The organism is Flavobacterium sp. CAN_S2 (assembly GCF_015752255.1).
Classification (GTDB): domain Bacteria; phylum Bacteroidota; class Bacteroidia; order Flavobacteriales; family Flavobacteriaceae; genus Flavobacterium.
On record NZ_JADOVA010000002.1, the window covers coordinates 298,231 to 311,315 of the forward strand.

The following is a 13,085-nucleotide window of genomic DNA, read 5'->3' on the forward strand; positions in this document are numbered from 1 at the left end:
TAAATAGGTTGCATAATTTCCAATTTCAGACAATTAAATTAGTAGTATTTAAAAAGGCAGTACACATGGAAAATATCGAAAATAAAACCGAAGCCCGTTTCATTATAAGACAAAAAGCGGAAGAATTACATCGCAGTAAAGAATCAAAATACAGTTCTAAACTTTCAGAAGTTGATACTTTAAAGCTGATTCATGAATTAGAAGTCCATCAGATTGAGCTTGAAATGCAAAAAGAAGAATTGATGCTTGCTAAAGAGGAAGCTGAAATTGTAAAGCAAAAATATGCTGAATTGTATGAATTTGCGCCTACAGGTTACTTCACATTGACAAGTTCTGGAACCGTTGTCGAACTGAATCTCGCCGGTTCACAATTACTGCGGAAAGAAAGATCTAAATTGATAAATAGTCAATTTGGTTTCTTTATATCTAATGCTACGAAGCCGGTTTTTAATCAATTTTTAGAGGCTGTTTTTCAGGCTACTGTAAAAGAATGTTGTGAAGTTGAATTGCTTTTGGATGAGAATATTCCAATAAATGTTTATTTGACTGGAATTGTTTCAGATAATAAAGAGCAGGCGCTAATTACGATATTAGATATCACCCAGTTGAAAGAAACTGAATGTGCTTTGCGAGAAAGTGAAGAGCGGTATCGCGATTTATTAAACAATCTGGATGTTGGAATAATTGTACACAACAAAGATACTGCAATCATTTATTCGAATCCAAAAGCCTCCGAATTGATAGGTTTGAGTGAGGCACAAATAAAAGAAGAGGATGTTGCCAATCCAATTTGGAAATTTGTAAAAGAGGATCATAAATCATTATCAACAGAAAATTTTCCAGTCAATCAAATTATTCGCACCAAAAAACCAATTAGTAATTTTATTATTGGAATAATTAAAACGGATAGCACGAATGTGAGATGGTTCTTGTTGAATGGTTTTCCTGTTTTTAATATCCACGATGAAATTGATGAGGTTGTGATTAGTTTCATCGAAATAACAGAATTAAAAAAACTGGAAATTGAACTGACAAAGGCCAAAGAACAAGCCGAAGCAGCAAATAAAGCGAAGTCCAGTTTTTTGACTAATATGAGCCACGAAATTCGTACGCCTTTGAACGGAATTATTGGTTTTACTGATTTATTAATGAGAACTAATCTGGACGAAAACCAGAGGGAATACATGAATACCGTTCATGAATCAGCAAATATATTAATTGAAATCATCAATAATATTTTAGATTTTTCGAAAATTGAATCTGGAAAATTAGAATTAAATATTGAGGAAATCAATCTTGTGGAACTGACGCATCATGTTGTTGATATGTTTAAATACCAAGCGGAATTAAAGGGAATAGATTTGATTCTAAATAGTAAGGAGTCTGTTCCTAGTTTTGTTTTTGCTGATTCCGTGCGCTTGAAACAAATTTTAGTGAACTTAATTGGAAACGCATTAAAATTCACAACTACAGGATTTGTACGATTGGATATTAGTAGTGAAATAATTTCAGGAGGTGAGAATCGCTGTCTTTTAAATTTTTCTGTTAAGGATAGCGGAATTGGAATAAAACAGGAAAATCAAGAAAAAGTATTTCAATCTTTTATTCAAGAAGATTGTTCTATCACGCGTAAATTTGGCGGTACAGGACTTGGATTGGCCATTTCAAATCAACTTTTAGGTTTGATGAATAGTGAGCTAAAACTGAAAAGTAAATTTGGGCAGGGAAGTGAGTTTTATTTTGAGGTTGAATTAGATAGTTCATTTCAGGAAATTTCATCTGATGTAAATGAAATAAAAGTCACAATTGAAGATACAACGATTGTTCCCGATAATTTCTCAGATAAAAAAATATTAGTGGTCGAGGACAATCGAATCAATATGCTTTTGGTAAAAACATTACTCAAATCGATACTTCCGGGATGCACTATTCTTGAAGCATCTGATGGTAAAAAAGCAATTAAAATGTACAAAAAAGAGAAGCTCGATTTGATCTTGATGGACATTCAGATGCCACATAAAAATGGATATCAAACAACTGCCGAAATCAAACATTTAAAAAAATATAATAATATTCCTATTATTGCTTTGACAGCTGGAATTATGTTAGGAGAAAAAGAAAAATGTTTGGAATCCGGTATGGACGATTATGTTTCAAAACCAATTATAAGATGTAATTTAGAAGAGGTTTTGTATAAATGGTTAAAAAATAAAACATTGAGCGATAATAATTGATTAAAACAAAGAACTTCTTTGACTTAATTAACATTAAACGATCTTTTTTTTTAGTAAAATTTTCAATGAAAAACCAAACGCAAATTAGCTTTATTTCAACCAAGTAACTATAAGGATTTATATTTATTTTTTTTTAAACCAAATTTTTTGATAGCATGTTTTTTGAGGTGTTCCATCACTTCTTCTACGGAATCAGTCACGAATAAAAGCTTCATGTCTTCAGGGCTTATGCTTTCATTGTCTACCATTTTTTGAATGTGATGGCACAATTCCTGATGATAAACGGAGTCGAAAATAACAATCGGAAAATCGCTGATTATTTTATTTTGAATTAAAGTCAGTGCTTCGAATAATTCATCCAAAGTCCCGATTCCTCCCGGCATTACTACAAACGCATAGGAATATTTGATCAGAATTACTTTCCTCACAAAGAAATAGGGAATATAAATCCATTTATGAAGATAAGGATTTGGTTTCTGTTCCACAGGAAGGACAATATTACAACCTACCGAATACCCGCCTGATTCATAAGCTCCTTTATTGGCGGCTTCCATCAATCCTGGACCTCCGCCAGTCATTACTGTAAAACCTAATTTTGCTATTTCAGAACCAATGCGTTCAGCGCTTTTATAATGTGCTGTATGCGGTCCAAAACGTGCCGACCCAAAAACGGTCACACAAGGTCCAATAAAATGCATTTTCTGGAAAGCTCTGATGAAGTTGTAGAGCACTTTGAAAATGAAGAAAAGATTTTTAAAACGAGTCAAAGGACCTCTTACAAATAAAGATTCGGATTTAGAAAGTCTATATTGGCGAGGGTTTTCCATAGGTTACTAAGATAGGAAAAATAACAGTCATGATTTATTTTTCCATCTCAATAAATGAATGAATCTTCAAAAATAAAAATGGGTTATAATTCAAATTTTTTAAGATTTACAATAGAAGTAAATTCAAAAAAAAAATATTTTTAAAGAAATCATTATTTATTGCTTTTTTCCAAAATAGTTTTAATGATTTCTTCCTTTGTCAATACGCCGGATTGTCTCCACAACTGTTTTCCGTTTTGAAATAAAATCATTGTAGGAACGCCACGAACCTGATATTGACTCGAGATTTGCTGGTTTTTGTCCACATCAATTTTAATGATGGAAACGCGATCTCCCAAACTGTCTTTTACTTCTTTCAAAATGGGGCCAAGCATTTTACAAGGTCCGCACCACGTGGCAAAAAAGTCAATTAAAACTGGTTTTTCGGATTGTATAATCGTATCAAAATTACTCATCGTTATTGTTTTTTAGTGTTAGGAATACTACAACCATTTGCGCCACAGCCAAAATTAAAAATAACCTGAACGAAGAAAAATAGTCCAAAACCTATGAACATCCATTCTTTCATAATATAGGCTTGTGCAAATAAAAATAAGGCAAACACAAGGCGAACCCAGCGCATAACATGCCAATTGGTAAATAATAATGTTTTCATTTTTTTCTAAAAAGGAATTTAGTTTTCATGATTATTTCATCATAAAAAATACATAGCTTATATTGTAATTACATTGTTTTTTTTTAATTCAATGAACAACTCTGAATTCGCTCGTGGTGCAATAGAATTGTCACATAAATCCATTTTTATAAAATCAAATGCGGTTGCAAAAAGCTTTTCATATTCTTTTTTGCTTCCACCAAAAGGAGGTCCGGATTCAAACGTTCTATTGAATAGTAATCCTGCTAAAATTCCTTCTTCAGCCAAAAGTTGGTGCATTTTCCAAACGTATTTTTGACGCATCGTTGGTGGTAAAGCACAGAAAAAAGTCTGCTCAATAATCAAATCATAGTTTCCTTGATGTTCAAAGAAATCTCCCAAGACAATCTGAATGTTAGGATTATTTTTGAATTTTTCTTTTAAAACAGCAACTAGTGTCGGCGCAATATCGATAACTGTAATATTTGTAAATCTATGTTCCAGAAGATATTCTGCTTCGTAGCTGTTGCCACAACCGGGAATCAAAATTCGTTTCTTTTTATCAGTAATCTTATCTATATATTCTTGTATTGGCGGTGATACTTGGCCTAAATCCCAACCGGTAGTTTTGGCTTTGTATTGCGCCTCCCAATAAGCAGCGTCCAGCGGTTTATCATAAGAAGTATCAGAACATTTTAACTCGGACATGTTATATTTTTTTTCGGGTTGAAATTCCAAACGGGGCATACAATGGGCAAAAACTGATAAAACTGGTGATTATAAAAATAACTGCAAATGCTCCTAAAACAAGTGCAAGCGTCCCGCTGATACTATTGGTAAAATACAATATCGCAATAAGTATTGCTATAGCGATGCGGATAATTTTGTCTGTTGAACCCATGTTTTTTTTCATTGTATACTTTATTTAGTAATTAATTATTTTAACACTTTACTTTGGCAAACGAAATCCGTTTTAGGAACATCCGTTTTTGCAATAGCATTAAAACCGCCTTCAATTTCGGTGAAATTTCTAAAACCACGCGCTTCCAGAATTGAAGCTGCAATCATACTGCGGTATCCGCCGGCGCAATGCAGGTAAAAATGTTCTTTTGGATTAATATCTTTGACCCATTCATTAATAGCCGCTAATGGCTTGCTGTAGGATTCCTCAACATGCTCTGCGCAGTATTCACTTTCTTTCCGAATATCAATAATTTTACTTTCGCCAATTTTCACTTCTTTGGCAAATTGTTCAGCTGAAATTCTATTTACGGTGTCAATCTCTTTTCCGGCTTTTGCCCAAGCATCAAAACCGCCTGCCAGATGCCCAATCAAGTTGTCAAAACCTACACGGCTCAAGCGCGTAACGGTCTCTTCCTCTTGTCCAGGTTCGCAAATAATTAGTATGGGTTGTTTTACATCGGCAATTAAAGCACCTACCCAAGGAGCAAAATCACCATCAATCCCAATGTTTATGGATTGCGGAATAAAACCTTTGGCAAATTCTCCGTTTTTTCGAGTGTCTAATACTAAAGCTCCGGTTTCTTCGGCAGCCACTTCAAATTCTGAAGGAGAAAGAGCACGCATTCCTAAATCCAAGACATTCTCAAAATTATCGTATCCTTTTTTGTTCATGGCCACGTTCATACCAAAATAAGCTGGCGGTGGCAATAAACCTTCGGTCACTTCTTGTACAAATTCGGCTTCTGTCATATTGGCGCGCAACGCATAATTAGTGGCTTTTTGGTCACCAATAGTCGAAACTGTTTCCTTGCTCATGTTTTTTCCACAGGCACTTCCTGCACCGTGAGCTGGATATACAATGACGTCATCTGCCAAAGTCATAATTTTATCTCGCAACGAATGGAATAGGGTAGCGGCCAATTGTTCTTGTGTCATGTGTGCCGCTTTTTGTGCTAAATCCGGTCTTCCCACATCACCAATAAACAAGGTGTCACCGGAAAAAATGGCATGGTCTTTTCCGTTTTCGTCAATCAATAAAAAAGTGGAGCTTTCCATAGTGTGTCCCGGAGTGTGCAATACTTTTATTTTGATGTTACCTATGCTGAATTCCTGACCGTCTTTTGCAGAAATACAATCAAATTCACACGTTGCATTTGGACCGTAAACAATTGGAGCGCCGGTTTGACGACTTAAATCGACATGGCCGGAAACAAAATCAGCGTGGAAATGGGTTTCGAAAATGTATTTCAATTTTACGCCGTCTCTTTCCAATCGGTCCAAATACGGTTGGGTTTCGCGTAACGGGTCAATAATGGCTGCTTCACCATTTGAAGTTATGTAATAAGCACCTTGTGCTAAACATCCGGTATATATTTGTTCTATTTGCATGATTGCGTTTTTTAAATTTATAGTACAAATGTACTTCTGTTTTTTAGGATAAACAGTGACAATTGTTACATTGCTTTTATTTTGAACCAAAAAATAAGTTGATTGATTGATTTTTTCTATTTCGAAAATAATCCCAAAAAAAACAATACTAAAGATAATCAAAAATGAAGCTTAGTGATTATTTTACAAAGTGATTTTTTTTTAAAATTGTAATATAAAGTATTGGTATTCAGGTTTTAAATAATTTTATATAAATAATTCATCTGAAAAAAGGAGCATTTATAAAATGCATTTTCGTAGTGAATGAAATGAATTTATTTTAAAAGTTCAATGTTATTGCGATGCAAAGCAACGATGCCGCGTTGTTCCATTTTTTTTAATAAACGTGAAATTACTTCTCTTGAGGTATTCAGTTCAGAGGCAATTTCCTGATGAGAAAGCTTCAATTCTTTACAACCACAAACATCGGCATGGCGTTTCAAATAAAATTCCAAGCGTTCATCCATGGCTCTGAAAGCAATACTGTCAATGACTTCGAGCACTTCTTCAAAACGACTTCTGTATGTATCGATAACAAATTCATACCAGCTGCGGTGTTGCATCATCCATTTATCCATCAAAGGTAATGGCACCATTATCAATTCGACATCCTCAACAACTTTTGCCATGATTTGGCTTTTTTCATTTTTGGTCGCACAAATCATAGAAATGGCGCAGGCTTGTCCGGGTTGCAAATAATACATAAAAAACTCACCGCCGTTTTCATCTTCACGATATACCTTTATTTTTCCACTGATTACCAGTACCGTATTTTTGATGTACTGTCCGGTTCGCATGATGATATCGCCAGCTTTGAAAGATTGAATAGAAGCATTGGCATCAACATCTTTGACTAATTCAGTAGAAAAGGAAGGAAATATTTTCTTTATCGGATCAAGCATTTTAGTTTTTTTCTATGTTTTATAATGTAAAAGTAGTCTAAAAACTCAAAAAAAGCGAGTGATTTTGCATCTAAAAACCGTGTCAAGTACTTGATTTTCGGATTAGTATTGTTATATTGTCTATGGATTTAATAGACTGTTTTTCGTAAAAATAAAAGCCCTATTTATAGTTTCTTGACAGTTAATGTTTTGCGAAAACGATTTCTAAAGATTATTATCTAATTAACAATTGATGCGTTTATTGTTCGGTAAAAACGTTGTATTTTTACAAAAAACACTATTATGAATTTAACACAAGAAGATTGGGTTTCACAGTTTGAAGCTGATGAAAACGCAGTGATTTTAGACGTGAGAACCGAAGACGAATTTAACGAAGGATTTATAGCTAATGCCATCAATATTGATATTCATAGAGGGCAGGATTTTGTAAATGAAATTGAAAATTTGGACAAAAGTAAAAATTATTATGTGTATTGTCGCTCCGGAATGCGAAGCGCAAAAGCCTGTGAGATAATGAATCAGCTAGGTTTTGAAAATGCTTATAATCTTATTGGCGGAATTATAGAGTGGGAAGGCGAAGTCATAGAACCATAAAACAGAAATAGGCAACCGCCTTTTTTATGTATTAAAATTATAAAAATAATACCCTTTAGTATGAATATAATACCAGAAGAATTTCAGATTACAACATTATTAAATCAAGATACGTATTTAGTGGACGGCGAATTGAAAAAATGGGAAGGTCAGACAACCGCTGTTTTTTCGACGATTTCATCAACGGAGGAATACGGTCCAACAATATTAGGTTCAATTCCATTTATGGGCGAAACTGAAGCGCTGGAAGCTGTCAATGCTGCCAGTGTTGCGTACAATAACGGTCAAGGATTGTGGCCTACGATGAAAGTTTCTGATCGTATCAAATGTATGTCGAATTTTGTCACTCAAATGAAAGCGACCCGAAGTGAAGTCGTTAAGTTTTTGATGTGGGAAATTGGTAAATCTCTTGGCGATTCCGAAAAAGAATTTGACAGAACGGTAGAATATATTTATGACACCATTGAAGATTATAAATTATTAGACCGAAATAGTTCTCGTTTTACCAAAAGTCAAGGCGTTAATGCTATGGTCCGTCGTGGACCTTTAGGAGTTGTTTTGTGTCTTGGACCATACAATTATCCGTTAAACGAAACCTTTGCGCTGCTGATTCCGGCATTGATTATGGGGAATACCGTTATTTTCAAACCTGCTAAACACGGCGTTTTATTAATTTCGCCTTTATTAGAAGCTTTCAGAAGCAGTTTTCCAAAGGGCGCTATCAATATTGTTTACGGTAGAGGACGTGAGGTTGCTTCGCCAATAATGAAGTCCGGAAAAGTCGATATTTTGGCTTTGATAGGAAACAGTAAATCAGCGATTGCTTTGCAGGATCAGCATCCAAATAAAAACAGATTGCGTTTGATATTAGGTTTAGAAGCTAAGAATCCAGCCATTATTTTACCGGATGCCGATTTAGATTTGGCTATCCAAGAATGCATTGCAGGAACGCTTTCATTCAACGGACAGCGTTGTACGGCATTGAAAATTTTATATGTTCACGAAACGATTGCCGATGAATTCAACAGACGTTTTGCTGCCAAAGTAGATTCGCTTGTGTTTGGAAATCCTTGGGATCAATCGGTAATGCTGACCCCGTTGCCAGAAAAAGAGAAACCGGCTTACATTCAGGAATTGATTGATGATGCTGTCAAAAAAGGCGCAACAATCATTAATGAAAAAGGGGGAGAACATTCTCCTAATTATATTTTTCCGGCAGTTTTGTTTCCAATAAATAAAGAAATGCGAGTGTATCACGAAGAGCAATTTGGTCCCGTAATACCAGTCCTGACTTTCAAAGACATTCAGGAACCATTGAACGATATGGCGGAGTCGAATTACGGGCAACAAGTAAGTTTGTTTGGAAGAGACATTAAAACTATTGCGCCGCTAATTGATACTTTAGTGAATTTAGTGTGCAGAGTAAACTTAAACAGCTCTTGCCAAAGAGGTCCAGATGTATATCCGTTTACCGGACGTAAAGATTCTGCTGTAGGAACGTTGAGTATTCACGATGCCTTGCGTTCGTTCTCGATTAGAACTTTTGTAGCTTCAAAAGACAATGACTATAATAATGCTATTTTGCAGGAATTATTAAATAGCAAAGAATCTAATTTCGTTAATACAGATTACACAATGTAAATCTATTTTAATTAGAAAAGTAAAGCCGTCTCGTTTTTTTCGAGATGGCTTTTTTTATGGAGTTGAGGTTGGTGAGGAGAGTTTTATTTGAATAGGTTTAAACTAATTTTATAGACTTTATCAATTCTTTTTTTAATCAAATAAATAGATTAATATTGAATATTTTTTATCTCAATTTTAAATTATGAGAATTTTTTTTTTAATCCTTACTTTTTATATCTGCAGTAATTGTTATGGCCAGACAAATGAGGTTTCTTTTAATAATGTATTTGCGGAATCATTTTATAAAAAAGCTTTTGCTAAGATTAAACAAGAGGATTACACTGGAGCGGTAAAAGAGTTTGACAGAGCGATTGAACTAAATCCTGATTACACAGAAGCATTTTTTGGTAGAGGCTATGCTAAAAATATACTAGAGGATTATCAAGGGGCTATATTAGATTTCAATATAGTCTTGGAGAGATATCCTTCTTATGAAGCTGGTTATTTAAACAGGGCAAATGCAAAAAGCTACATGCATGACTTTGCAGGATCAATTTTGGATTATGATAAAGCGATAAATCTTAATAGTTCAGATGCTGATTCTTATTACAATAGAGGATATTCGAAGGATGAATTGAAAAACTATAAAGGAGCCATATCTGATTACAAAAAAGCAATTGATATTAATCCGAATCATGCTGATGCTTATCTCTCTATTGGATATGCAAAAGATGAATTGAAAGCTTATAAAGAAGCAATATTTTATTTTAATAAAGTAATAGAAATTAATCCTAATTACAGTGAAGCTTATTTTAATAGAGCACGAGCTAAGAAAAAATCAAAAGATTTTAAAGGAGCAATCGATGATTACAGTAGATATATAGATATGTTTCTGACGATGCAGATGCATATTATGGTAGAGGAAATGCAAAAAACAAATTAAAGGATTATGATGGAGCAATGGCTGATTATGATAAAGCAATACAAATCAATCCTAAATCTGCTGAAGCTTATTACAATAGAGGATTGGCAAAAATAAAAGCTAAAGATAAAATTTGTGGTTGTTTGGATTTAAACAAATCAAAGGAATTAGGACTAAAACAAGCAAATAAAGAATTAAAAAAACATTGTAATTGAAGTAAAATCTACAAAAAAACAAACGCGTTGAATAGGTTTAAAATCAAAAAAAAATATTTGCTAACGGGTTTCTAAATATTAAATACTACAGCGGTTATAAAAGTATTTTTAGCCAATGATTATCAAAATAAGCAACTATAATAAAATAGTGATAATAAATATTTTGTAATCTTTGATAACCTATAAAGCCAGACCGACCTTCAATTTAACCTATAAAAAACAAAAAAGGTGATCTGTTGCCAGACCACCTTTTTAAACAAATTATAAATCTAAACTTAAACTAAATCGAAACGGTCTAGGTTCATTACCTTAGTCCATGCTGCAACGAAGTCTTTTATAAATTTTTCTTGAGCATCTGAACAACCATAAACTTCAGCGATAGCTCTAAGCTCTGAGTTAGATCCAAAAATAAGATCTACACGAGTACCAACCCATTTGATTGCACCAGTCTTACGATCAGTTCCTACAAAAGCATCATCAGATTCTGAAAGGGCTTTCCAAGTAGTGCCTAGATCCAATAAATTCACAAAGAAATCATTAGTCAATGCACCTGGACGTTTTGTAAATATTCCACTTTGAGACTGGTCAAAGTTCATGTTCAAAGCACGAAGTCCACCTACTAGAACGGTCATTTCCGGAGCTGATAAGTTCAATAATTGTGCTTTGTCAATCAACATTTCTTCAGCTGATACCGTATATTTTGTTTTTACATAATTACGGAAACCATCAGCCTGAGGTTCAAGAACTGCAAATGATTCTACATCTGTTTGTTCTTGTGAAGCATCTGTTCTTCCTGGAGTAAAAGGTACATTTACTTCAAAATTAGCATTTTTAGCAGCTTGTTCAATTCCTGCGCTACCACCTAAAACTATTAAATCTGCAATGGAAACTTGCTTACCGCCAAAGTTTGCGTTGTTGAACTCTTTTTGGATATTCTCCAGCGTTGCTAATACTTTCTCTAATTGAGAAGGATTATTCACTTTCCAATCTTTTTGCGGTTGTAAACGAATACGAGCACCGTTTGCACCACCACGTTTATCAGATCCACGGAACGTAGATGCCGATGCCCAAGCAGTAGAAATTAATTCGGATACAGACAATCCAGAAGCTAGAATGGAAACTTTTAGTGTAGCAATATCGTGTTCGTCAATCAACGGATGGGTTACTGCTGGAACTGGATCTTGCCAAATTAGTTCTTCACTAGGAACTTCTGGTCCCAAATAACGAGCTTTTGGTCCCATATCTCTGTGCGTCAATTTGAACCATGCTCTTGCGAATGCATCATTAAATTCGGCTGGATTTTCAAAAAAGTGTCTTGAAATTTTCTCATATATTGGATCAACTCTTAAAGATAAATCGGTAGTCAACATAAAAGGTTGGTGACTTCTTGAAGGATCATGTGCATCTGGAACAGTACCAGCACCTGCATCACCTACTGGTTTCCATTGGTGTGCACCAGCAGGACTTTTGGTCAATTCCCATTCGAAACCAAATAAGTTTTCGAAATAGTTATTGCTCCATTTTGTTGGGGTAGTTGTCCATGCACCTTCAAGACCACTGGTAATTGTATCTTCTGCATTACCTTTCCCATAAGTGTTTTTCCAACCTTGACTTTGCTCTTCGATACCAGCTCCTGCAGGTTCTGGACCTACGTATTTATTAGGATCTGCAGCACCATGGGTTTTGCCCAATGTGTGTCCGCCGGCAATAAGTGCAACTGTTTCTTCATCATTCATTGCCATGCGGGCAAAAGTTTCACGAATATCACGCGCTGCCAATAGCGGATCAGGATTTCCGTCCGGACCTTCCGGGTTTACATATATAAGCCCCATTTGTACTGCTGCTAAAGGATTTTCTAGCTCACGATCACCTGAGTAACGGCTATTAGGAGTGTTGCTAAGTGCTAACCATTCGCGTTCAGAACCCCAATAAATATCTTCTGATGGTTCCCAAACATCGGCGCGACCACCGGCGAAACCAAATGTTTCTAATCCAGCCGACTCCAGAGCGCAGTTACCGGTTAGAATCATTAAATCGGCCCAAGAGATTTTCTTACCGTATTTTTGTTTGATAGGCCATAATAATAAACGAGCCTTATCTAAATTTGCATTATCTGGCCAGCTATTCAAGGGTGCAAAACGTTGCGTTCCAAAACCTGCTCCACCACGACCATCAGCAATTCGATACGTTCCTGCACTGTGCCAAGCCATACGAATAAAGAACGGGCCATAGTGACCATAATCTGCCGGCCACCATTCCTGAGAGGTGGTCATCATTTCGAATATATCTCTTTTCAAAGCGTCTAAATCCAATGATTTGAATTCTTCAGCATAATCAAAACTTTCTCCCATAGGATTGGAGAGGGAAGAATGTTGGCGTAAAATGTTTAATTTCAACTGGTTTGGCCACCAGTCGCGGTTACTTGGACCGGCACCCGCACTTTGCTTAGGAGCAGTTGCACCAGAAAATGGGCATTTGCTTTCTCCGTTGACATTGTAGGATGTTGGGTTTGTGTTATTTTCCATAGTATAATTAATTTTTATTTTCTAAAAGCGAATTTACCACAAAGAATCCTTACCTAATTTAATTTTCAATAGATAAAATTTATAATGGTAATTGTCTTTGAATATGCTAAATTTAATGAATTTATAGTAATAACGCCTCTTTTTACCAGCTTCATAATGTTAAGACTGTATTAAATTGTGGTTTGCCAACCGTAATCTTTAAGCGTTGCGTTACATCT

General features: G+C 35.0%; 13 protein-coding genes. 5 read left to right on the plus strand and 8 right to left on the minus strand.

From position 1 onward, the window contains the following. Positions 1-65 precede the first annotated feature (65 nt). A complete protein-coding gene (locus tag IWX80_RS09135) occupies positions 66-2,234 on the plus strand; it encodes a hybrid sensor histidine kinase/response regulator (RefSeq protein ID WP_196853161.1) in 2,169 nt (722 codons plus the stop codon). A 107-nt stretch (positions 2,235-2,341) separates the two neighbouring features. Here the strand turns inward: IWX80_RS09135 and IWX80_RS09140 are convergent, their stop codons facing one another. The 7 genes from IWX80_RS09140 to IWX80_RS09170 form a co-directional block, all read right to left on the minus strand. Continuing rightward, positions 2,342-3,061, minus strand: coding sequence for a TIGR00730 family Rossman fold protein (locus IWX80_RS09140; protein WP_196853162.1), 720 nt, complete (start codon positions 3,059-3,061; stop codon positions 2,342-2,344). A 152-nt stretch (positions 3,062-3,213) separates the two neighbouring features. Further along, entirely contained in the window at positions 3,214-3,516 is a 303-nt protein-coding gene (trxA, locus tag IWX80_RS09145) for a thioredoxin (protein WP_091168196.1), read from the minus strand. Positions 3,517-3,518: 2 nt separating this feature from the next. Then, positions 3,519-3,716 (minus strand): hypothetical protein, encoded by a 198-nt coding sequence (locus IWX80_RS09150; protein WP_196853163.1) that lies wholly within the window; start codon positions 3,714-3,716, stop codon positions 3,519-3,521. Positions 3,717-3,773: 57 nt separating this feature from the next. Then, complete coding sequence (locus IWX80_RS09155; RefSeq protein ID WP_196853164.1) at positions 3,774-4,403, minus strand: methyltransferase domain-containing protein; 630 nt, start codon at positions 4,401-4,403, stop codon at positions 3,774-3,776. A 1-nt stretch (position 4,404) separates the two neighbouring features. Further along, complete coding sequence (locus IWX80_RS09160; protein WP_196853165.1) at positions 4,405-4,608, minus strand: YgaP family membrane protein; 204 nt, start codon at positions 4,606-4,608, stop codon at positions 4,405-4,407. Between the two features lie 23 nt (positions 4,609-4,631). Then, positions 4,632-6,047 carry an MBL fold metallo-hydrolase gene (locus tag IWX80_RS09165; protein ID WP_196853166.1) on the minus strand — a complete coding sequence of 472 codons (1,416 nt, stop codon included), beginning with the start codon at positions 6,045-6,047 and terminating at the stop codon, positions 4,632-4,634. A gap of 314 nt (positions 6,048-6,361) precedes the next feature. Beyond that, positions 6,362-6,988: a Crp/Fnr family transcriptional regulator gene (locus tag IWX80_RS09170; protein ID WP_196853167.1), complete on the minus strand. Its 627-nt coding sequence runs from the start codon at positions 6,986-6,988 to the stop codon at positions 6,362-6,364. Between the two features lie 282 nt (positions 6,989-7,270). Between IWX80_RS09170 and IWX80_RS09175 the strand changes: the two genes are divergently transcribed. The 4 genes from IWX80_RS09175 (at position 7,271) to IWX80_RS09190 (ending at position 10,342) form a co-directional block, all read left to right on the plus strand. Beyond that, a complete protein-coding gene (locus IWX80_RS09175) occupies positions 7,271-7,582 on the plus strand; it encodes a rhodanese-like domain-containing protein (protein WP_196853168.1) in 312 nt (103 codons plus the stop codon). 60 nt (positions 7,583-7,642) lie between these two features. Next, positions 7,643-9,223 carry an NADP-dependent glyceraldehyde-3-phosphate dehydrogenase gene (locus IWX80_RS09180; RefSeq protein ID WP_196853169.1) on the plus strand — a complete coding sequence of 527 codons (1,581 nt, stop codon included), beginning with the start codon at positions 7,643-7,645 and terminating at the stop codon, positions 9,221-9,223. A gap of 184 nt (positions 9,224-9,407) precedes the next feature. After that, positions 9,408-10,148, plus strand: coding sequence for a tetratricopeptide repeat protein (locus IWX80_RS09185; protein ID WP_196853170.1), 741 nt, complete (start codon positions 9,408-9,410; stop codon positions 10,146-10,148). Positions 10,149-10,165: 17 nt separating this feature from the next. Continuing rightward, a complete protein-coding gene (locus IWX80_RS09190; RefSeq protein WP_196853171.1) occupies positions 10,166-10,342 on the plus strand; it encodes a tetratricopeptide repeat protein in 177 nt (58 codons plus the stop codon). Positions 10,343-10,617: 275 nt separating this feature from the next. Here IWX80_RS09190 and katG read toward each other — a convergent pair whose 3' ends face one another. Further along, entirely contained in the window at positions 10,618-12,867 is a 2,250-nt protein-coding gene (gene katG / locus IWX80_RS09195; protein WP_196853172.1) for a catalase/peroxidase HPI, read from the minus strand. Positions 12,868-13,085 lie beyond the last annotated feature (218 nt).